Source organism: Paenibacillus sp. M2, from assembly GCF_046713495.1.
GTDB classification, from domain to species: domain Bacteria; phylum Bacillota; class Bacilli; order Paenibacillales; family Paenibacillaceae; genus Paenibacillus; species Paenibacillus amylolyticus_B.
In genome coordinates this window covers 6,395,329-6,419,916 of record NZ_CP169648.1, presented here as the reverse complement: position 1 = coordinate 6,419,916, position 24,588 = coordinate 6,395,329, and the positions used below count along the sequence as shown (strand labels likewise).

Sequence of the window (24,588 nt, the reverse complement as noted above, 5' to 3'; positions counted from 1 at the left end):
GAATCGGAACACCGGCAAAGAATATTTAAAGGTAGTATATACCAAATTTACCTTTAAAAAGGATGGATGTCAACACTCGTTGAATTCCTCGATTGATGTCAAATCATTCCCAACGTTTCTTTTCCATTCACTTTTTTTAACGAAAAATGTTAACACATTATGTTTTATAAACCAAATTTAACAATATAATGACTATATTTAACAAAAAAATCACTATACATTCTTGTAAATTTTGATATAATTCAACCTAGGTCTTATTCCCTATTATTCTAATAAATGGAATTGTAGGGTTTTTTATACCCATCCAAGTTGTGTGCGAGAGACCAGTATACTGGCTAACCAACAAGCCGGCATGCGGGGACCAACAATTGTGAAAATGACAGCCTAGAATATGTTGCTCCATGACGTCAGAAGGTTCAGAAAGGAAGGTTCAGAAAGATGGGCCAACCTTATCCCAATTCCGATGGAGGATGAAGTGAGTGAGCATTTTTGAAAAGCTGGAATCCAATGTAAGATCTTACTGCAGAAGCTTTCCGGTGGTATTCGACCGGGCCAAGGGAGACCTTTTATATTCTGAGGACGGAAGAGCATATATTGATTTCTTTGCAGGTGCCGGGGCGCTCAATTACGGCCATAACAACGATTATATTAAAGACCGGGTTCTCGATTACTTGACCTCCGACCGGATTATGCACGGTCTGGATATGTATACAATGGCCAAGCGTGAATTCATCCAGAGCTTCTCTGAGCGGATCCTGGAGCCGAAGAAGCTGAATTACAAGCTTCAATTCTGCGGTCCAACAGGGACGAATGCGGTGGAAGCGGCCCTGAAGCTCGCACGCAAGGCGAAGAAGAGAAGTGGAATATTCGCATTCATGGGTGGCTTCCACGGCATGTCGCTCGGCAGTCTGTCGGCGACAAGCTCCAAGTCCATGAGAGAAGGGGCGGGGCTTCCTCTGGACGGAGTTACGTTCATGCCGCACCCAAGCGGGGCTTTCGCAGAAATGGATACGCTCGGCTATATCGAGAATATCCTGACTGATTCGCACTCCGGAATCGACAAGCCGGCCGCGATCCTGCTTGAAACGGTACAAGCTGAGGGCGGAATTCACGTTGTCGACGCGCAGTGGCTACGCGAGTTGCAGCAACTTTGCCGCAGGCACGATATTCTGCTCATTACAGACGAGATTCAAGTAGGGTGCGGCCGGACAGGCGAATTCTTCTCCTTCGAACGTGCGGGGATCGAGCCGGATCTCATTACCCTATCGAAGTCGATCAGCGGGTACGGCCTGCCAATGTCCCTGCTGCTGCTGAAGCCCGAACTGGATATCTGGACGCCGGGCGAGCACAACGGCACCTTCCGCGGCAACCAGCTGGCTTTTGTGGCCGCGAAGGCTGCTCTCGAGTACCGGGACAGAACCGAACTGGAAGCTCAGGTGAAGCAGAAGGAAGAGTATGTGCGCTCGTTCCTTGATCAAGAAATCAAGCCTCTGCATCCGTCCATCGCCATCCGCGGACTCGGCCTGATCTGGGGCATCGACGTCTCGGGGTTCATGGATGAAGCCGGGGCGAAGCGGGTGACGGATATCAGCTTCGAGAACGGGCTCATCTTAGAAAGAGCCGGCAGAGGAGACCGTGTACTGAAGATCATGCCTCCGCTGACCGTCTCGATGGAGCATCTGACCGCCGGCTGCGCCATTATCAAGTCCAGTATGCAGCAGGTGATCTCTCAGGAGACCAAGGATATGTTAGTAACGACCTAAGCTTGGCCAAGCCGATGGGCCGCCCCCGGCAAGAGGCATGAAAGTGCCTTCTGGAGGGCGTGCGGACTTGATGTTAAGGTAGCGCTTTCTCCTCATGCTACCTGCGGTGACGTCAATCCGCATGGAATTATCCGGCAATCCAAGGGCAGTACCGTTCGTGCCATACGGAGCATTCCTTGAGTCTCATGCAGTACCCTCGTTAAATTTAATCGTCAGGAAAAGCTCACTACCCCGCAGTCGAATCTTACTTATCCACACCAGGGCTGTGGGGGAATAAGCAAATAGTACATAGAGTGTATCAATACCCCTTAAACATAGGCTTCGTCGAAGGCAGCTCGGGTGCCAAATCAGGAGGTACGGTCGACTTCCTGCTGGGCGGCTGGAGAACCCTGCGGCAAGCCTTACATCGACAGGAGGAACACTCCTTGTCGTCTATCCCCAAATCCAATTCCGAATCCCATGTTAAACCAAATACCGTCTTCGGGTGGCTCGTCCGCAGCAATCGCATTGAAGAAGAAGAGTCCGAAGTAACCGCATCTCTTGCGTAGAACGATGCTTGTTGTTGTCCTTTACGCATGGGAGCCGAGCGGGACAGCTGGTAGGCAGAGGATTGCCGCATGCGATCAACCAGGCAATATAAGCGGTGACATTGCGCAAGCCATTGATGTTGTTGTCAGATGTTTGAAAAGGAGGGGAGCGTTGCTTCGGCATATGCTCTGCCGGATTGCTTTTACCGATGAAGAGAGGGGAACGATCCAGATGGCTTTTGAAAAAGAAACGTTGTTTTGGAACGAAAAATTCGGTAGTGACGATTATACCTTGACGCGGCTGCCTTACAGCAAAGCTCCAAACTCCCTGGTGCCCAATGTGAAAACCGTTGGCGGTTTGCTTTCAGAGGAAGCGGCGCAGCGCGTCCTTCAAATGAGCAAGGGTGCTCCGCTGGCTGCTTTTATGATTTTGCTCGCCGGTGTTCAGGCACTCTTGCATAAATATACTGGAGCTTCAGACATTCTGGTCGGCATGCCGGTTGTGCCGAAAAAGGGGGAGACGCGTCGATCCGTTAATCATACGGTCATTTTGAAAAACTCCCTTTCGGTGGGAGCAACTTTTAAAACGCTTCTGAGCGAACTGAGGACTTCCTTGCCGGAAGCCATTCAGCATCAACATATTCCGTTCTTGAAAATGACGGAGAAGCTGGATCTGCAATATGCAGAAGGGATACCCTTTGTCCATACGCTAGTATCCCTTAAGGAGCTGCATCTGGACGAAATTGGGCAAAACGTGGTCACAGACTGTTCCTTTGAATTCAGTTTAACCGGCGGGACGATACAGCTAGCGCTGTCATATAACGAGCACTTATATGACTCCGAGTTCATGACTCGGGTCGTCGGCCATCTGAATCGCCTGCTGTCCGTGGGGCTTCATGAGTTGGAGCTGGACATCGTGCGAGCGGACATGCTGTCGGAGGACGAAAAATTTAAATTACTACAAAGCTTTAACGATACCGAGAAGGACTATCCTCGTGATCGGACGATTCATCAGCTTGTGGAGGAGCAAGCGAAGCGTGTGCCTGAGGCGACTGCAGTTTTCTTTGAGGGGCAGCGGCTTTCATACGCAGAGTTGAACGAACGGGCGAACCGGCTGGCGCGTACGCTACGATCGGTCGGTGTGCTGCCCAATCAGTTGGTAGGCTTGATGGTCAGGAGATCGCTGGAGACGGTCATTGGCATTCTGGCGGTTCTGAAAGCTGGCGGTGCCTACGTGCCGATCGACCCGGAGTACCCGCAAGAACGTATTCGCTACATTCTGGAGAACTCGAACGCGCAGCTGCTGCTGACTCAAAAAGAGCTCTTACAGCAAGTCCCGTTCGAAGGGACCGTATTGGCGCTAGATGATAAACAAGCCTATAGCGACGATGGCTCGAACCTGGAGGCGGCCAGCGGTCCAAATGATCTTGCTTATGTCATTTATACGTCAGGTACAACGGGGAAACCCAAAGGGGTCATGCTGGAGCATCGTGGTTTGGTCAGCTTGAAGCTGATGTTCGCAGACAGGCTGGGCATCACGGAGCAAGACCGGATCGTTCAATTTGCGAGCTTGTCCTTCGACGCATCCTGCTGGGAGGTTTTCAAAGCACTCTATTTTGGCGCGACTTTGTACATCCCGACGGCCGAGACAATTCTCGACACTCGTCTGTTCGAGAGTTATATGAACGAGCATGCGATTACGGCGGCGATTCTGCCCCCGACATACAGCGCTCATTTGAACCCGGACCGTCTTCCCAGCTTAACAAAGCTTGTAACGGGAGGTTCGGCGGTATCGGCCGAATTCGTGCAGCAGTGGAAAGCGAAGGTCCATTATTTCAATGCTTACGGCCCTACCGAAGCTTCGATTGTTACGACGCTTTGGGATGCGGATGAGCAACAGCCGGAACGCAGAGTCATTCCGATTGGGCGCCCGCTGGCTAATCATCAAATTTTTATTTTGGATGTCCACCTGCAACTTGTGCCTCCGGGAGTGGACGGCGAGCTGTGCGTGGCAGGCGTGGGGCTTGCGAGAGGTTACCTGAACCAACCGGAGATGACGGCAGAGAAGTTTGTGGAACATCCGTTTGCGCCGGGAGAACGCCTTTACCGGACAGGAGATCTCGCCCGCTGGCTGCCGGACGGAAATATGGAGTACTTGGGCCGGATCGACCATCAGGTGAAAATCCGTGGATTCCGAATCGAGATCGGTGAGATTGAAGAGCAACTTCTGAAGATCGACTCCGTGCAGGAGACGATTGTAATCGCGCGGGAAGGCAAAAGCGGGCAAGAACTGTGCGCTTACCTGGTCGCGAGTCTCCCTCTTACGCTTGGCGAGCTGAGAAGCGCGCTGGCGCAAAAATTGCCAAATTACATGATTCCGGCGCATTTTGTTCAGCTTCCGCGGATGCCGCTCACGCCGAACGACAAAATCGATCGTAAGGCTTTGCCTGCCCCGGAAGGAAACGCACTGACCGGTGGCGCGTACGTAGCTCCCCGCAATGAAGCTGAGCGAACGCTTGCTGATGTGTGGCAGGCGGTATTGAACTCCGATCGTGTTGGGGTAACGGATCATTTCTTTGAGTTGGGCGGAGACTCGATCAAGTCCATTCAAGTATCTTCGCGGCTTCATCAAGCCGGGTACAAGCTGGAAATCCGGGATTTGTTCAAATATCCGACGATTTCACAGCTCAGCCTGCATGTGAAACCGATCAGACGTACCATCGATCAAGGCGAAATAACGGGTGAAACGGCATTGACGCCGATTCAGCATTGGTTTTTTGAGAGTTCATTTGCGGACCGGCATCATTTCAACCAGTCGGTGATGTTTTACCGGAAGGAACGGTTCAAGGAAGAGACAGTGTATAAGGTGCTTCAAAAGCTGGTCGAGCATCATGACGCCTTGCGCATGGTGTTCTGTAAGACGGAACAAGGGTTTAGTGCGTTAACCCGAGCAATTCAGGATGGTGGGCTGTTCACGCTGGACGTGTTCGACTTTAAGGATGCGGAGAATCCCACGCAGGCTGTGGAAGCGAAGGCAACGGACATTCAAGCAGGCATCGATCTGGAGAACGGGCCCCTCATGAAGGCGGGACTGTTCCAGTGCGAGGATGGAGATCATTTGCTGCTCGCGGTTCATCATGCCGTGGTAGACGGCGTGTCTTGGCGCATTTTGATGGAGGATTTCGCTTTAGGTTACGAGCAGACTGGCAAAAGCGAGGAAATTCGTTTCCCGGCGAAAACAGATGCGTACCGCACTTGGTCCGAGCAGCTGGCTGCTTACGCGCAAAGCCCGGAGATGGCAAAGGAACGGGCCTATTGGCAGGCCGTGGAACAAATGGAGGTTCTGGCCGTGCCAAAGGATATGGAGGCGGACGTTACGACGCAGCAGGACAGCGAATCGCTGTTTGTCCGTTTGACTCCCGAAGAAACGGAACTGCTACTGAAGCGGGTTCACCGTGCCTACAACACCGAAATGAATGATATTTTCGTAACGGCGCTCGGAATAGCCTTACGCAAATGGGCGGGGCAGGAACGGTTGCGGATCAATCTTGAAGGACACGGACGTGAATCGATCGGAACGGATATCGACATCACGCGTACAGTTGGCTGGTTTACGACCAAGTTTCCGGTCGTCCTGGAGCCGGAAACCGACCGAAATTTGGCATATCAGATTAAACAGGTCAAGGAAAACTTGCGCCGTATTCCGAACAAGGGGCTAGGGTACGGCATATGTCGCTATCTCTCGAAATCGGAGGATGGCTTGGTTTGGGGCGCAGAGCCGGAAATAAATTTTAACTACCTCGGCCAGTTCGACGATGATGTCAACCAGGACGAGATCGGCATATCTTCTTATTCCAGCGGCAGCCCGGCTAGCGACCGGCAGGCCCGCAGCTTTGTGCTGGATATCAACGGTATGGTGCTGGACGGCGCTTTATCGCTCGATCTCAGCTACAGCCGGAAGCAGTATCGCAAGGAAACGATGGAAGCCCTCGCTCAGCGGCTTGAGCAAAGTCTCCGAGACCTCATTATCCACTGTGCAGGCAAAGAAACCACTGAATTGACGCCGAGCGACGTGCAATTCAAAGGCTTGACCATTGCAGAATTGGAGCAAATCGCCCAGCGCTCGGGCCATCTCGGGGAAATCGAAAATATTTACTCACTTACGCCGATGCAGAAGGGTATGTGGTTCCACAGCGCGCTTGACCGGCAAACGGCAGCTTATTTTGAACAGACGCGGTTTACGATGCGGGGAGCACTCGACGTCCAGCTTTTTGAGAGGAGTTGGATGGAACTTGCGAAACGTCATCTGGTGCTGCGGGCGAATTTTGTGAAAGGACCGGCGGGCGAGCCGCTGCAAATCATATACCGCGACAAGCCAGTCGGTTTTGAATATGAAGAGCTGCTTCATTTGCAGGTGGACGAAAAACAAGCTTACTTGGATAAAAAGGCCGAGGAGGACAAGCTTCGTGGCTTCGATATGGAACATGACGCGCTCGTTCGGTTCACGATCCTGCGCACCGAAGAGCAAAGCTATCATGTACTGTGGAGTTTCCAACATATTTTGATGGATGGCTGGTGCCTGGCTCAGCTGACGCAGGAGCTGTTTGAGGCATACTCGGCCTTGGCATCCGGCGAGCAGTCAGCGGGAGATAAAGGATCGGATTATGGCGCCTATATCGAATGGTTGGAGAGACAGGACGATCAGGCGGCATCAGCCTATTGGATGGCATTCCTGGCAGGTTATGAAGGGCAAACTGTAATCCCGGGACAAAAGGAACTGGCACCCAACGGCAGATTTACGGCTGATCACGTCACCGCCGAGCTGGGAAAGGACTTGAGCGAGCGGATGGACCGGGTGGCGAAACAGCGCCTGGTTACGGTCAATACACTGCTGCAAGCTATTTGGGGCGTGATGCTGCAAAAATATAACGGAACAAACGATGCCGTATTCGGCAGCGTCGTAGCCGGAAGACCGGCGGAAATTCCGGGCATTGAGTCCATGATCGGGCTGTTCATCAATACGGTGCCGGTCCGGGTAACGAGCGAAGCGGACACCGTGTTCGCCGACCTGATGGCGAAGCTTCAAGAGCGGGCGCTGGAGTCCGGGCGTTATGATTACTATCCGCTGTATGAAATTCAGGCCCGCAGCGTGCAAAAGCAGAACCTGATCAACCATATCATCGCTTTTGAGAACTATCCGGTGGACGAGCAGATGGAGCAGGCGGGGGACCAGCAGCACGGCGACCTGACGCTTGCTGATGTTCAGATGGAGGAGCAGACAAACTATAACTTCAACGTGACTGTGGTGCCGGGAGCCGAGATCGAAATTCGATTCGACTTTAACGCCGAAGTGTTTGATAAAGATAGCATTGAGCGGCTCAAGGGGCATCTCGTTCATTTGCTGGAGCAGGTGGCGGATAACCCGGAGATTACCGTGGGCGAGCTGGAACTTGTGACGGAGGCGGAAAAAGCTGACATTCTCAGACGTTTTAACAACACCACCACGGAATTTCCGCGCGGGAAAACGCTCATTCAATTGTTCGAAGAGCAGGTGGAGCGCATCCCGAACGCAGCTGCCATCTCCTTGAATGGGCAAGAACTGACCTACCGCGAGCTGAACGAACGCGTTAACCGCCTTGCTCGTACTTTGCGTAGCCACGGGATATCCAAAGACCGTCTGGTCGCCATTATGGCTGAGCGTTCCATCGAAATGGTGGTGGGAATGCTGGCGGCACACAAAGCCGGTTCGGCTTACGTACCGATTGACCCGGAATATCCCGAGGAGCGTATCCGTTTCTTGATCGAAGATTCGGGTGCGCAGGTCATGCTGACGCAAAGTCGATTGCGCGAGCGCCTGGCGGGTTCTTACTCCGTGATTTTACTGGATGACGAGTCCTTCTATCACGAGGACCGCACAAATCTAAATCCGGGCAACGAAGCGACAGATCTGGCTTGCATCATCTATACGTCAGGCACGACGGGCAAGCCCAAAGGCAACCTTGTTTCACACCGCAATATCGTGCGGATCGTGCGAAATACGAATTATATCGACATCACTGAGCGGGATCATGTCCTCCAGCTTTCGAGCTATTCGTTCGACGGAGCGATTTTTGATATTTTCGGCGCTTTGACCAACGGGGCACGGCTGGTGCTGGTTCCCCACGAGACTTTGCTGGAGATCGGCCAGCTGGCGGATCTCATCAAGCGCGAGCGAATTTCGGTCATGCTGATTACGACGGCTTTCTTCAACGTCCTTGTGGATGTGAACGTCGACTGCCTGCGGGATGTCCGGGCGATTTTGTTCGGAGGAGAGCGCGTGTCGGTCGGCCATGTGCGTAAAGCGCTCGCTCATATCGGACCGGGCAGGCTCAACCACCTGTACGGCCCATCGGAAAGCACGGTTTATACCACGTACCTTCCAGTCGACTTTGTCGATGAGTCCGCGGTTACCGTACCCATCGGACGGCCGATCAGCAATACGACGGTGTATATCGTCGACAGCCAGAATAAACTTCTGCCGATCGGCGTGGCCGGGGAGCTTTGCGTCGGCGGAGAAGGGTTGGTACGGGGCTACAATAACCGGCCGGAACTGACGGCGGAGAAATTTGTGGACCATCCGTTTGTGCCGGGAGAGCGCATGTACCGGACAGGGGATTTGGCGAAATGGCTACCGGACGGCACGATTGAATACGTGGGGCGTACGGATGACCAAGTGAAAATCCGCGGCTTCCGTATTGAGTTGGGCGAGATCGAAGCTCAGCTTCAGAAAGTGGAGGGAATTCGGAAAACGACGGTATTCGCACGGGAAAACGCCTCCAGCGAGAAGCAACTTTGCGCCTATTATGAAGCAGACCGCGAGCTTCCGGCGGCCGAGCTGAAGAGCGTTCTTTCCCAGGAACTTCCTGCCTATATGATCCCGGCGTACCTGATCCAGTTGGAACGGCTTCCACTGACAACGAACGGCAAGGTTGACCGCCGCTCCCTCCCGGCACCTGAGGAGAGCTTGCAACCGGGCGAAGGACATACTCTACCTCGGACTCCGTTGGAAGCCAGCTTGGCTGAAATATGGAAAAGCGTGCTTGGATTGGAGCACATCGGGGTTCATGACAACTTTTTTGACTTGGGTGGCCATTCCTTGCGGGCAACGACACTGGTGAGCAAGGTGCATCAGGAGTTGAACGTCGAACTGCCTCTGCGCGACGTATTCCGCTACTCAACGATCGAAGAGATGGCTCTCGCCCTCTCCCGGATTGAAGAGCAGTTGTTCTCGTCGATTCCGCTGGCAGATGAAAGAGCGTATTATCCACTTTCCTCAGCTCAGAAGCGGCTGTTTATCCTGAATCAGCTGGAAGGAGCCGATCAGAGCTACAACATGCCGGGTGTGCTGTTGCTCGAAGGATCGATTGACCATAGCTTGCTGGAGAAAGCTTTCTGCGGACTGATCGAACGTCATGAAACGTTGCGAACCGGATTTGAGATCGTGCAAGGCGAAGCGGTACAGCGTATTTACGAGGGCGTTGATTTTGCCGTCGTGTGTCGACATGCGAACGAGGAAGAAGCGTCTGCAGTCGTGCAGGCATTTATCCGGCCTTTCGACTTGGCGAAGCCACCATTGCTGCGTGCCGAACTCGTAGAGCTGGCAACCGAACGTTATTTACTGATGTTTGACATGCACCATATCATCTCCGACGGGGTTTCGATGGACGTATTCGTTGAGGAACTCGTTCGTTTGTACGGCGGCGAGTCATTAGAGCCTTTGCACATTCAGTACAAGGACTATGCGGTATGGCAGCAATCGGACGAGCAAAAAGTGCAATTGAAACGCGAGGAAGCTTACTGGCTGGACCGTTACCGGGGCGAGTTGCCGGTTCTGGAAATGCCAACGGACTATCCGCGTCCTGCTGTACAGAGCTATGAGGGAAATACGCTGACATCCTTCGTGGACGAGGCAACGAACGAAGGCTTAAAACAGCTGGCCGCTCAAAGAGGAACGACGCTATATATGGTGTTGCTTGCCGCATATACCGTGCTTTTGCATAAATACACAGGTCAGGATGATTTGATCGTTGGAACGTCGATTGCAGGCAGAACGCACGGCGACATGCAGCCTTTGATCGGAATGTTCGTCAACACGCTGGCGATCCGCAATTATCCGGCTTCGGAGAAGGCCTTCCTGTCATATTTGGAAGAAGTGAAAGAAACGACATTAGGCGCTTACGAGCATCAGAATTATCCGTTCGAAGAACTCGTCGATAAAGTGCAGGTTAGCCGGGATTTGAGTCGCAACCCGCTGTTTGACACGATGTTCTCCCTGCAAAACCTGGAGGAGTCAGAGTTTGAGCTCGAAGGCCTAAAATTGTCCCCGTACTCTAGCGAATATGGTATGGCCAAGTTCGACCTGAGTGTGGATGTTACGGAAGAAAATGGCGGACTGGAGTGCAACTTTGAATTTGCAACGGCTCTTTATAAAGAAAGCACGATCCGGCGGCTGTCGATTCATTTTGGACATTTGCTTGCGGCGATCGTAAGCCATCCGAATGCAAAGATCGCTGAGCTGAACATGTTGACGGAAGATGAAAAAGAGAAAATTCTCGGCGCGTTTCACCCGGCGCAATCGGAAGTGGCTCCTGTGGCAGCGTTCCACCGACTGTTCGAGGAACAGGCGGAACGGACACCGGAAGCGGAGGCCATCGTATACGAGAACGATCGGCTGACGTATGCGGAGCTGAACGAGCGGGCCAATCGATTGGCGGCAACGCTGCGCGCAAGTGGAATCGGCCGGGAGGAGATTGTTGGCATTCTCGCCGAGCGTTCGGTGGACCTGCTGGTGGCTGTGCTGGCCGTCTGGAAAGCGGGCGGGGCGTATGTACCGCTCGACCCGGATTATCCGGCAGACCGGGTGCGGTTCATGCTTGAAGACAGCCGAGCGAAGGTACTGCTGACGCAAACGCCGCTGCGAGAGCGTGCTGAAGCCTGGCTCAGCGAAGAGGAACTTGCACTGGTGACGGTGCTGTATCTCGACGACGAAACGTCATACAGCAAAGACCGGGAGAATGCACCGCTTGGCTCCAGCGTGGTTTCCGGTAAAGTCTCCGGCGAGCTGTCGGGTGCTGTGAACGACGGAGATGAGAGCCATTCGAAGGTTGTGGGCATGGACAGCTGCTATGAAGCCTGTCCGGAGGACTTGGCGTACGTGATCTATACGTCGGGAACGACGGGTAAGCCAAAGGGTGTAATGATCGAGCACCGCAGCCTGGTAAACACGGCAGCGGGCTACCGACGGGAATACCGGTTGGATCAGTTCCCGGTAAGGCTGCTGCAGCTCGCCAGCTTTTCGTTTGACGTGTTCGTGGGCGACATTGCGCGGACGTTATACAACGGCGGTACCATGGTCATTGTACCGAAGGACGACCGGGTCGATCCGTCTCGTCTGCACTACTGGATAGAGCGGGAGCAAGTGACGATCTTTGAATCAACACCGGCACTGATCGTGCCGTTCATGGAGCATGTGCATGAGCAGGGGCTGGAGTTAAGCGGTATGGAGCTGTTGATTACAAGCTCAGACAGTTGCAGTGTGGCGGAATACCGAACCTTACAGGAACGGTTTGGTTCGTCGTTCCGCATTATCAACGCCTACGGCGTGACAGAAGCGGCGATCGACTCCAGTTTCTATGACGAGGAGTTGGCGAAACTGCCGCAGACAGGGCATGTGCCGATTGGCAAAGCGTGGTTAAATGCGAAGTTTTACATCGTGGATGCGCACCTGAACCCGGTGCCGGTCGGGGTGCTGGGGGAGCTGGTCATCGGCGGCGTTGGCGTAGCACGTGGGTACTTGAACCGTCCGGAGCTGACGGAAGAGAAGTTCGTAGATAGTCCGTTTGTCGCGGGCGAGCGGCTGTACCGCACAGGAGACTTGGCGCGGTGGATGGAGGACGGAAACGTGGACTTCATCGGCCGGATCGACAACCAGGCAAAAATCCGGGGTTACCGAATCGAGACGGGTGAGATCGAGTCGCAACTGCTGCGGGTGAAAGGTGTGCGCGAAGCGGTGGTGCTGGTTCGAAGTGATGCGAACGGGCAGAAGGCGCTGTGTGCGTATTATACGCCGGAGACCGGCGGCGCGGAGCTGTTAGTGAACGATCTGCGCAGTGCGCTGGCGCAGGAGCTGCCAGGTTACATGATCCCGTCGTACTTCGTGGAGATGGAACGCCTGCCTCTGACGCGGAACGGGAAAATAGACCGGAAGGCGCTGCCAGCGCCGGAAGGGGAAGCGGGAAGTGGAATGGAGTATGTCGCACCGCGCAATGAGCTGGAAATGAAGCTGGCGGTGATTTGGCAGGAGGTGCTGGGGCTTACGAAGGAGATTGGTGTTCACGACAACTTCTTCGACATCGGTGGCCACTCCTTGCGCGCGACAACTTTGGTCAGCAAGATTCATAAAGACTTGAACGTGGATCTGCCACTGCGCGATGTGTTCCGCCATTCCACGATCGAGAGCATGGCTGCCGCCATTTCTCGGCTGGATCAGCAAACATTCGTTGCCATTCCAGTGGCGGATGGCCGAGAGGTGTACCCGCAATCTTTTGCTCAAAAACGTCTCTTTATCTTGAATCAGCTGGAAGGTGCGGAGCTTAGCTACAACATGCCGGAAGCGATGCTGCTGGAGGGTGCTTTGGACCGGGCAAGGTTCGCAGAAACGTTCCGCAAGCTCGTGGCGCGGCATGAAATGTTGCGCACCGGGTTCGAAATGGTGGATGGCGAAGCATCACAGCGGGTTTACCAGGACGTGAATTTTGCGGTGGAGTTCTATCAAGTGGATGAGCAAGAGGTCGAAGCGGTGGTTCACGGTTTTGTCCGTCCGTTTGACTTGGCTAAGCCACCGCTGTTGAGAGTAGGCCTTGTTGAGCTGGCTCCGGAACGCCATATTCTGATGTACGACATGCATCATATTATTTCTGACGGCGTTTCGATGGAAATCTTTGTTGAAGAATTCGTGCGTTTGTATGGTGGAGAGCAATTGGAGCCGCTACGCATTCAGTACAAAGACTACACCGTTTGGCAGCATTCGCAGGAGCAGCAGGAACGGCTTCAGCATCAGGGGGCGTATTGGCTGGACATGTTCCAGGGCGAGCTTCCGGTGCTGGAAATGCCGACTGACTATCCACGTCCGGCTGTACAGAGCTATGAAGGTCAAACGCTGGAGTTTTTCTTCGACGCTTCAAAAACCGACGGCCTGAAACAGCTGGCTTCGGAAACGGGCACGACATTATTTATGGTTCTGCTTGCGGCGTATAACGTGCTTTTGCACAAATATTCAGGTCAGGAAGACGTGATCGTTGGAACGCCGATTGCCGGAAGGAATCATGGAGATGTGCAGCCGTTGATCGGGATTTTCCTAAACACGTTGGCGATCCGCAGTTATCCGGCTTCGGAGAAAACATTCCTGTCATACCTGAACGAAGTCAAAGAAACAACTCTGCACGCCTTTGAGCATCAAAACTATCCGTTTGAACAATTGGTGGACAAGGTGCAAGTCACCCGTGATTTAAGCCGTAATCCACTCTTCGACACGATGTTTACGATGCAAAATACGGAGAATGAGCAATTTGAGCTGGAAGGGCTTCGCCTGATTCCTTATCCGAGCGTACTGGATACTGCGAAGTTTGATATCAGCTTGGATGTGGGCGAGGAGAACGGCGGGTTGGATTACAGCTTCGAATATGCAACGGCTCTTTATAAAAGGGAGACGATTGAACGGCTGGCAAAACATTACGAGCAGTTGCTCGTGACAATTGTAAACCGTCCAGATGCGAAGATTGCCGAGCTGAACTTGCTGACAGCAGAGGAAAAAGAACAAGTTCTCAGTGCGTTTAATCCAGCGCGGCTAGAACCGGCTCCTGTTGCGGCGTTCCACCGGTTGTTCGAGGAACAGGCGGAACGCACACCGGAAACGGAAGCCGTCGTGTATGAAAATAACCGCCTAACGTATGTGGAGCTGAACGAGCGAGCGAACCGCTTGGCGGCTACGCTGCGCACAAGCGGCATCGGCAGGGAGTCCATTGTTGGCATTCTCGCTGAGCGTTCGGTCGATTTGCTGGTGGCTGTACTAGCCGTATGGAAAACGGGCGGGGCCTATGTACCGCTCGACCCGGATTATCCAGCAGAGCGGGTGCGATTTATGCTCGAAGACAGCGGAGCGAAGGTACTGCTGACACAAACGGTGCTGCGACAGCGTGCCGAAGCCTGGCTCGGCGAAGAGGAATTGGCAATGGAGACGGTGCTGTATCTCGACGACGAAACATCATACAGCGAAGATCGGGTAAATGCCCCGATGGACTTCGGCCAAGGCTCCAGCAGTGCTCCCAATCCAGTCAACGGCAAGCTAACGGGGGCTGTGAACGGTGGTGGCGAGAATCATCCAAATGATGTTGATGTTGTCGGTATGGGCAGCTTCCATGAAGCTCGTCCAGAGGATTTGGCGTATGTGATCTACACGTCGGGAACGACGGGTAAGCCAAAGGGTGTGATGATCGAGCATCGCAGTCTGGTGAACACGGCAGCGGGTTACCGACGGGAATACCGATTGGATCAGTTCCCGGTACGGCTGTTACAACTCGCTAGTTTCTCGTTTGACGTGTTCGTGGGTGATATCGCGCGGACGCTGTACAACGGAGGGACCATGGTCATTGTACCGAAGGACGACCGGATCGATCCGTCTCGTCTGCACTACTGGATAGAGCGGGAGCATGTGTCAATCTTTGAATCAACACCAGCACTGATCGTGCCGTTCATGGAGCATGTGCATGAGCAGGGGCTGGAGTTAAGCGGTATGGAGCTGTTGATTACAAGCTCGGACAGTTGCAGTGTGGCGGATTACCGAACCTTACAGGAACGGTTTGGCTCGTTGTTCCGCATCATCAACGCCTACGGCGTGACGGAAGCGGCAATTGACTCCAGTTTCTATGACGAGCAGTTGGCGAAGCTGCCGCAGACAGGCCATGTGCCGATTGGCAAAGCGCGGCTGAATGCGAAATTCTACATTGTGGATGCGCACTTGAACCCGGTGCCGGTCGGGGTGCTGGGCGAGCTGGTCATCGGCGGCGTTGGGGTAGCACGTGGGTACTTGAACCGTCCGGAGCTGACGGAAGAGAAGTTTGTAGACAGCCCTTTCACCGCGGGTGAGCGGTTGTATCGCACGGGAGATTTGGCACGGTGGATGGAGGACGGCAACGTGGACTTCATCGGCAGGATCGACAACCAGGCAAAAATCCGGGGTTACCGGATCGAGACGGGTGAGATCGAGTCACAGCTGCTGCGGATGGTAGGTGTACGCGAAGCGGTGGTGTTGGTTCGAAGTGACGCGAACGGGCAGAAGGCGCTGTGTGCGTATTACACGCCGGATATCGGTGCGGAGCTGTTAGTGAACGATCTGCGCAGTGCGCTGGCGCAGGATCTGCCGGGGTACATGATCCCGTCGTACTTCGTGGAGATGGAGCATCTGCCTCTGACACCGAACGGGAAAATAGACCGGAAGGCGCTGCCAGCCCCGGGAGGGGAAGTGGGAAGTGGAACGGAGTATGTCGCACCGCGCAATGAGCTGGAAATGAAGCTGGCGGTGATTTGGCAGGAGGTGCTGGGGCTTACGAAGGAGATTGGCGTTTACGACAACTTCTTCGACATCGGCGGCCATTCTCTGCGAGCGACGACGCTGGCAGGCAAGGTATTTAAGGAATTAAACGTCAACCTCCCGCTGCGCGACGTATTCCGTCACTCGACGATTGCGGCGATGGCCGAGGCGATTGCCCGGATGGAACGGCGGGAGCATGAGTCCATTCCTCAAGCGGAGCAGAGAGAGTACTACCCTCTGTCCTCCGCGCAGAAACGGCTGTTCATTCAGCATACGCTGGATGGAGCGGATCAGCTTTACAACATGCCGGAACTGATGCAGGTTGAAGGCAAGTTTGATTTAGACCGCTTGGAAGCCGCATTGCGGAAACTGATAACAAGGCATGAATCGCTGCGTACCGGTTTTGAAATGGTGAAGGGCGAAGCGGTTCAGCGGATTTACCCGCAGGTCGATTTTGCTATTGAGCATCATCAAGCGGATCCAGAGGATGCAGCTCAAGTCGAGCAGATTGTCCGCAACTTCGTTCGTCCGTTTGATCTCGGCAAGCCGCCGCTGCTGCGCGCCGGAGTCATCGAACTGGAGCCGAACCGGTATATTCTCCTTTTCGATATGCACCATATTGTGTCGGACGGCGTATCGATGGCGATTGTGATGGATGAGTTCTCGAGTTTATACGCCGGGGAAGAACTCCCGCCACTACGCATTCAATATAAGGATTATGCCGTTTGGCAGCAGTCGGAGGACCACCGAGAGCGGATCGGACGGCAGGAAGCGTACTGGCTGCAAACCTTTGAAGGCGAGCTGCCGACGGGGGATCTGCCGATGGACTACGAACGTTCTACAGTTCGCAACTACGAAGGCGCGCATCTGGATTTCGACGTCGAAGCTTCTCTCTCTGTGCGGCTGCGTGAATTGGCGGCCGAGCGTGAAAGCACGCTGTACATGGTACTGCTTGCGGCATATACTGTGCTGCTGTCCAAGTACAGCGGGCAGGAAGACTTAATTGTGGGCACCCCGGTGGCGGGAAGAACTAACGCTGATTTGGAGCCGGTCATCGGCATGTTCGTTAATACACTGGCGCTCCGCAATCGCCCGTCGGGCAACAAAACGTTCCTGTCCTACCTGGAAGAAGTCAAGGAAACGGCTCTGGGAGCTTTTGAGAATCAGGATTATCCATTCGAAGAGCTCGTGGAGCGTTTGAATGTGAAGCGGGAGCCGGGCCGCTTCCCACTGTTCGATGCCGTTTTCGACTTGCAAAATATCGAAGAACGAGACGCCGAACTCGAAGGGGTCAGCCTGAAGAATTACGAGCTTGACCATTTGGAGGAAGCGAAGTTTGATCTGACGCTGTTTATGTATGAAAACGAAGGGGCGCTGAGCGGGGGCTTTTTCTACGCCACCAAGCTGTTCAAAGAAACGATGATCCGCACCTTAACCGAGGATTACCTGCGGATACTTTCTCAAATTGCGGAAAATCCACAACTTGAGCTAAGTCGGATTGAATGTCATAAACCGGCGGCAGGCGCAAAGAGTGCCGTCGATACGATCGAATTCGCGTTCTAATATTACAAGTGCGCCTCCGCCGTCAAGCGAAAGTGGTGCGCATCCCATGAAAGACAGCGAACAACTTGCAAGTCCGTAAATCAAGCCCGTAAACGCGCAGGCCGAAAGCAAGTTTTTTCGGATCTGCGCCGGGGCACACGGTCACTTCATTTTTAGGGGAGGTACGAATGAAATCTTTATTTGAAAAGGAAGAACGGTACTGGAGCAGCAAATTTGACAACGATGACAGCCTGAGCTTCCTTCCCTACAGTCAATCCTCCAAATTATCTGCGGGTGGCGAAGCTGCGGCAGAGCTGGGCTTGCTTCACCGTACCCTGCCGAGTGAGCTCTCGGAGAGAATTATTCGCCTCGCCAATGGTTCGGATCTGGCTTTGTACATGATTGTTTTGGCAGGAGTAAAAAGCCTGCTGTTCAAATATACCGGGCAGGATCAAGTACTGGTCGGCATGCCTTCTTATAGCGGGAACCCGGACGTGACTCAGCCGCCGCATGACATCCTGGTGATCAAAACGCCCGTAAGTAACCAGACTACGCTGAAAACGCTGCTCGGGGACATCAAAGCCTCCATCGGCGAGGCGCTGGAGCATCAGCATCTGCCTTTTCGGAAAATGGTGGAGCTGCTCCATCTGGACTATACAGGGGAAGGCGTTCCAGTCGTCAACACTGTTGCATCCTTCGCCCCGATTCATCCTGAACCGCTGGGTAACCGGGTGGCGGCCGATACGGTTTTTCGATTCGACCGCCAAAACGACTCTATCGAGCTGGAAATAAGCTTTGACGGGAATCGATACGAGCGGGCATTTGTGGAACAGGCGACCGACCACCTTGTTCGGTTTCTGTCCATGCTTGTATTTCATCCGGATTTGGAGCTTGGACAAGCCGATGTGCTTTCCCCGGACGAGAGGGAGACGTTGCTGAATCGATTTAATGATACCGAAACCGGGTTTGAGCGGGGGAAAACGATTCACGGTTTGTTTGAAGAACAGGTGGAGCTTTACCCGGACAATGTGGCTGTTGTCATGAACGAACGGCAGCTGACCTACCGCGAGCTTAACGAGCGATCCAACCGTCTTGCGCGCAAGCTGAGGGAGGCGGGAGTTGAAGCGGACCAGCTAGTAGCGATTCTGGCCGAACGCTCACTCAATATGGTTGTCGGCATACTGGCGATTCTCAAATCGGGCGGAGCCTACGTGCCTGTCGATCCCGACTACCCGGAGGAGCGCATCCGCTTCATGATCGAGGATTCGGGTGCGCCGTTATTGCTGATTCAAAAGCATTTGCATGAGAAGACCGACTTCGCAGGAACGCGCCTTGAAATAGATGATTTCGTTTGGGGAGGAGACAGTGGGGCGGACTCGGAAGGTGCGCTGGACGCTTCGAATCTGGAGCCAATTTCCGGGTCGGGGAACCTGGCATATGTCATCTACACGTCGGGAACGACCGGCAAACCCAAAGGCACGTTGATCGAGCATAAAAACGTTGTGCGTCTTTTGTTCAACGACAAGAACTTATTCGACTTCGGGCGGTTCGACACGTGGACGCTGTTCCACTCGTTCTGCTTCGATTTCTCCGTCTGGGAAATGTACGGAGCGCTGCTTTATGGAGGCAAGCTGGTCATCGTACCGCCGCTCACGGCGAAAAATCCGGCCGATTTCCTGGCGCTGCTGAGCCGCGAACAGGTCACGATTTTGAACCAGACGCCAACGTACTTTTATCAGCTGCTGCGTAAGGTCTTGGCAGATCATCCATACGATCTGCGGATTCGCAACGTCATTTTTGGCGGCGAAGCGCTCAGTCCACTTTTACTCAAGGGTTTCAAGACAAAGTACCCGGAGACAAAGCTGATCAATATGTACGGCATTACCGAAACGACGGTTCACGTGACGTATAAGGAAATTACGTGGGTCGAAATGGAGGCGGCGAAGAGCAATATCGGCAAGCCGATCCCAACGCTGAGGGTTTACGTCCTGGATGAAAACCGCCGCCCTGTGCCGATTGGCGTAGCGGGCGAAATGTACGTGGCCGGGGAAGGGCTCGCGAGAGGATACCTGAACCGTCCGGATCTGACGGCGGAGAAGTTCGTTAATTCCCCGTTTGCGGAGGGGGAAAAACTGTATCGTTCTGGCGACTTGGCGACCTGGCTACCGGACGGCAACATCGAATACCTGGGCCGAATCGACCACCAGGTCAAAGTCCGCGGGTATCGGATCGAGCTGGACGAAATCGAGACGCAGCTTCTGAACGCCCGGGGCGTGGAAGAAGCGGTGGTACTCGCCCGGGACGACGCGAACGGTCATAAGCAACTTGTTGCTTATTACGTTGCGGAAACAAAGCTGGCGGCGAATGAACTCAAGGAGCAGCTCGCCAAGCAGCTTCCGGGGTATATGATTCCTGCGCATCTTGTGCAGCTTTCGCAGATGCCGCTGACCGCGAACGGAAAAATCGACCGCAAAGCGCTGCCAGTGCCGGAGGAAGCTGCGGCCAGAGGAACGAAATATGTTGCGCCGAGAACGCTGCTCGAGATGAAGATCGTCCGTGTCTGGCAGGATACACTTGGCATTCCACAGGTCGGCGTAAAGGATAACTTTTTTGAGCTGGGCGGCAATTCCTTAAGTCTGATGAGGCTTGTTCAAGCCGTTTACGATGAAACGGGCATTGAGATACCGCTGAATCGCCAATTCCATAGTGTAACCGTTGAAGCCATGGCTTTTGGAGAGCAGGATCTGGGTCTGGATAAAGGGGGAGACTCCTTCATTAAGCTGAATAAAACAGGGGATCTAAACGTGTTCTGCTTCCCTCCAGGCAGCGGCTTCGGCATTGGTTACCGAGAGCTTGCAAGCAGGCTGGACGGCCGATTCGTGCTTTATGGCATTGATTTTATCGATGATGTCATCGATTACGAGGCCATGCTGAACCGTTATGTGGATGAGATTGTTCGCATCCAGCCTGAAGGACCTTACGTGCTGCTGGGCTACTGCTTCGGAGGCAACCTGACGTTTGAGGTAGCCAAAACGATGGAAAGAAGAGGGTATTCCGTAACGGACGTGCTCATGGTGGACTCATGGATTAAGGACACACTCACGCCTTATGAAACGTTTGAGAAAGAGCTTGAAGAAATGCTTGCGGATTTCGACGAAGAAGAGAAGGAATTAATGAGCAATCCGCTCGTGCGGGAGCGTGTTCATCGAAAGATCAAAGCTACATTGACGTACGAAGCGCAGCTTATTAATTCAGGAACGATAACTGCCCGGATTTACGAACTGATTGCGAAGGACAGCGAAGCGTTCCGCCTGGAGCACCAGTTGCCGTCCTGGCAGAGGGCAACGACGCAAGCTTACGCCGATTACCGGCTGGAGGGCGCACACGAGGAGTTACTGGAACTCGCGCGCGTGGACGAAACGGCCGTTGTCATCCGTGACATCTTAGTGCAAATTAAGCGGCAGATCGAAGCGGAGGCCGGGGTCCTGCATGGGAACTGACCGGCAGACGTTTGTTCAAGAACAAGGCACAGCTGCGCCTTCCAAGCGTCGAACCGCATATGCCACCTGGAAAGCGTTCCGCTGGCTGATGTCCTATGTAAGCCGTCACAAAGGATGGATGATCGTCGGTATCCTGTCCGCAATTGCCGCCGCGGTTATTGAGATATGGACGGGACGTTTGGTCGAGCAGCTGACCACACAGGCCGAGAATGGGGCGGGGCCAATCGTTCTGCAAATCGTATACACGGTCTTTGTGGTCATCTTGATCGGTGTGCCAGCGAAGTTTTTCATGAGCTTTGGTGTGGAGCGAAGCAGTGCCTCTGCGGTGCAGGATATCCGCAACCATGTCATGCGTCATATCGGCAAACTTCCGGTCCCCTATTTGGAAAAACAACACTCCGGCGACGTGTTGTCGCGGATCAACAACGATCTGCAGCTCATCCAGCAATTTATGATTCGGGACCTCGCCCAGTGGTTTTATCATCCGTTATTGTTTATCGGCTGTTTCGCTTATTTGATGTATCTCCAATGGGAGCTGATGCTGTACAGCCTGCTGTTATTTCCCATAGCACTGCTGGTTTCCCAATGGATCGGCAAGCAGTTGGAACAGTTGACGGAGGAAGCCCAGGCGAACATGGGCCGAATGAACGTCAACCTCCAGGATACGCTTGGAGGGATGCCTATTGTAAAAAGCTACCTATTATCCGGTATGTTATCTCGCTCCTACCAAGTGCTGCTGCAATTGACGGCTCAAAAAAAGCTAGCTGTGAAAAAGCGGGAAGCTTGGGTCAACCCGCTGCTTTCTACGCTGATGATCAGCCCGATCATTTTCGCCGTCAGTTACGGTAGCTATTTGATCTACAACGGGCAGCTAGGCGCGGGAGAACTGATTGCCTTCCTGTACTTGCTTAATCTGTGTCTGGAGCCGCTGGAGCATATTCCCGAGCTCATTACGCGCACGTTCGAAATGAGCGGTGCCCTGAGAAGGGTCTCCGAAATCGTCGAGCAGCCGACCGAAACGGAAAATGGCCGTTTGCTTCCAAAAGCAAACGCCGCCCCCATCCAGTTTCAGAACGTAACCTTCGGGTATGAAGAGAGTTCCCCGATTCTGCGGAATGTTAGTTTCTCGGTGCCGGAAGGCAAGACGATTGCGCTTGTCGGAGCGAGCGGCGGAGGGAAGAGTACGGTGTTTAAGCTGGTATGCGGCTTTTATCCACTTCCGGAGGATCAGGGCGAGATCCGCGTGTTTGGAAGCCTGATCCACGGTGCAGATCCGGAGCAGCTTCGGTCGCATTTTTCCGTGGTAACCCAAGATTCATATTTGTTTAGCGGTACAATCGCCGAAAATATCGGCTATGGGCGGGAAGAAGCGTCGATGGACGAGATTATCGAAGCTGCCAAAGCCGCTCAGGCTCATTCTTTCATTATGCAGCTTGAGGGTGGCTACCAGACGTATGTCGGAGAGCGCGGCGGCTTTTTGTCCGGTGGGCAACGCCAGCGCATTGCAATGGCCCGGGCTTTTCTGAAAGATGCTCCCGTTCTGCTGCTGGACGAGCCCACATCGGCTCTTGATCCGGAGTCGGAAAGCGCGGTTCAGGAAGCGCTGGGCATATTGATGAAGCAGAGAACGACAGTAGTTATTGCCCACCGGCTTTCTACGGTACAAAACGCCGATGAAATCTGGGTTATGGAACAAGGAAATATTGTCGAAAAGGGCACTCATGAACAATTGCTCGAGAGGAAGGGACTGTACGCCCAGTCGTACTACCAGGAATTTACCGAGTCTGCCGAACGCATGGAGGTGTCGTACACATGAAAAAGGGCGGAAGGCTATCGCAAGTGAAAGAACTCGGCTACTTGCTGACGTTTATGAACCGCAAGCGCAAAACCCAGTACGCGATTGGCCTTGCTGTAACGGCGCTCACCCAGACATTGTTTCTGATCGCCTTCAGCTTGGTCGTACATAACTTGGTTGATTTCGCCGTGTCCAGAGATACGTCCCTGATGGTGGAAGCTTTTATTATCTTGGGCGCGGCCTTGTTCCTGGAAAATATAATTTCTCCCTGGTTCATTTACTTATACCAGCGCAGTGTCGAGCTGACTGTGCTGAATATCCGCAAACGTCTTTATGACAAGCTGTGCCGGGTGCGGCCGAGATTCCTGGAGCAGACGCACCATGGGGACTTGCTGTCGCGGGTGAATAACGACGTAACGACCGTTGAGTTTACTTTCTCGCAGGTTTACTTCGTTTTGCTGCTTCAAGTTGTCTTTTGCATCGGCTCCATTGCCTCCATGGTGGTGATCGATTGGCGGTTTGCTGGCGTATCCTTCGTCATTCTGCTGCTGTCCTCTCTGGTCAGCTTGAAATTTGCACGGGATATTCGCGCTTTGTCCGAACAAGGCTTGCAAACGCTCGGTAAAATGACCGAAAAATTCAAAGATTTTATGGGCGGCATTCAAATTGTGAAGCTGTTCCGCATCCGCACGATTTACGGCCAGTACGAGGCGTTGAACGAACAAATGACGCAAACGCTTCGGCAAACGGCGAAGAAGAACGGTATGCAAGCTGCGGTGAACCATTTTATCAGCTACGTCACGTTTTGCGGCATCATCGTCATCGGCAGTCTTCTTTATGCCTACGGAATGATGGGAATGGGAAGTGTCGCCGCTCTGGCAGTTTTGCAAGTGAATCTGACGCACGCCTTGTTGAACTTGGGGATGGTTCTGTCGATGACCCAAAATTCGCTCGCGGGCGCTCACCGGATTCAAGAGGTACTAAGCGAGGAAGAGGAACCGGAGCGTCTGGGATCTTCTCGTAGCGAGCTTGTATCGGAGGCTGCGGTGGAGTTTCGCGATGTGGAATTTTCCTATCAGGCGGATAAAAAGGTACTTGTCGATATGTCCATGCAAGTGTTTCCTGGTCAGGTTGCTGCGATCGTAGGAGCAAGCGGCAGCGGCAAAAGTACACTGATCAAGCTGTTGCTCGGCTTTTATCCTGTGGATAGCGGAGATATCCTGCTCCAGGGCAAACCGTTCGGCCATTATACGCTGGACGAAATCCGCAGGCAGATTGCATATGTTCCGCAGGAGCCGTTTTTGTTTACCGGCACGATTGAGGAAAACATCCGCTATGGAAACCCGGGTGCAACGGATGAAGAAGTGGTTGAAGCGGCCAAAGCGGCGTACGCTCACCATTTCATTCAGGAACTTCCTGAACAGTATAAAACGCCGGTGGGAGAGAGGGGAGCGTCGTTGTCAGGCGGACAAAGGCAGCGAATTGCGATCGCCCGGGCGATTCTCAAAAATGCTCCGATTCTCCTGCTGGACGAAGCGACTTCTGCATTGGATAACGAATCCCAGCATTGGGTACAGCAAGCTCTGAACGTATTGATGAAGGGACGCACCACCATTTTGATTGCGCATCGTCTCAGCACTGTGGAACATGCGGATTTGATTACGGTCATGAATCAAGGAACGGTCGTGGAACGGGGCCGCCATCAGGACCTGCTGGCGCTCGGAGGTTATTACGCGCGGCTGTACGGATAGACCCGCTTTACGGCGGGCGGCTTCCTTCTGATATTCAGGTATAAAGCCTATCTACAAACAATCTCTAATACGGGAGTGTGTCG

The 24,588-nt window shown here is 53.6% G+C and carries 6 protein-coding genes; all 6 read left to right on the top strand.

Annotated features, from left to right (window positions below):
- Positions 1 to 479 precede the first annotated feature (479 nt).
- The 6 genes from ectB to ACETMN_RS29255 all read left to right on the top strand — a co-directional run bounded on the left by ectB (position 480) and on the right by ACETMN_RS29255 (position 24,505).
- Positions 480 to 1,763, top strand: a complete 1,284-nt coding sequence (gene ectB / locus ACETMN_RS29280; RefSeq protein WP_091019112.1) for a diaminobutyrate--2-oxoglutarate transaminase — start codon at positions 480 to 482, stop codon at positions 1,761 to 1,763.
- Positions 1,764 to 2,056: 293 nt separating this feature from the next.
- Positions 2,057 to 2,311: a hypothetical protein gene (locus ACETMN_RS29275; protein ID WP_143786562.1), complete on the top strand. Its 255-nt coding sequence runs from the start codon at positions 2,057 to 2,059 to the stop codon at positions 2,309 to 2,311.
- A 163-nt stretch (positions 2,312 to 2,474) separates the two neighbouring features.
- Complete coding sequence (locus ACETMN_RS29270) at positions 2,475 to 17,480, top strand: amino acid adenylation domain-containing protein (RefSeq protein WP_411736446.1); 15,006 nt, start codon at positions 2,475 to 2,477, stop codon at positions 17,478 to 17,480.
- A gap of 167 nt (positions 17,481 to 17,647) precedes the next feature.
- On the top strand, positions 17,648 to 20,959 hold the full coding sequence (locus ACETMN_RS29265) for a non-ribosomal peptide synthetase (protein ID WP_091019114.1): 3,312 nt from the start codon (positions 17,648 to 17,650) through the stop codon (positions 20,957 to 20,959).
- Positions 20,949 to 22,775 carry an ABC transporter ATP-binding protein gene (locus ACETMN_RS29260; protein WP_091019116.1) on the top strand — a complete coding sequence of 609 codons (1,827 nt, stop codon included), beginning with the start codon at positions 20,949 to 20,951 and terminating at the stop codon, positions 22,773 to 22,775. Before ACETMN_RS29265 ends, ACETMN_RS29260 begins: the two co-directional genes overlap by 11 nt.
- The gene (locus ACETMN_RS29255) at positions 22,772 to 24,505 is read left to right on the top strand and encodes an ABC transporter ATP-binding protein (protein WP_411735474.1); all 1,734 of its coding nucleotides are present in this window, start codon (positions 22,772 to 22,774) and stop codon (positions 24,503 to 24,505) included. Before ACETMN_RS29260 ends, ACETMN_RS29255 begins: the two co-directional genes overlap by 4 nt.
- Positions 24,506 to 24,588: the final 83 nt, after the last annotated feature.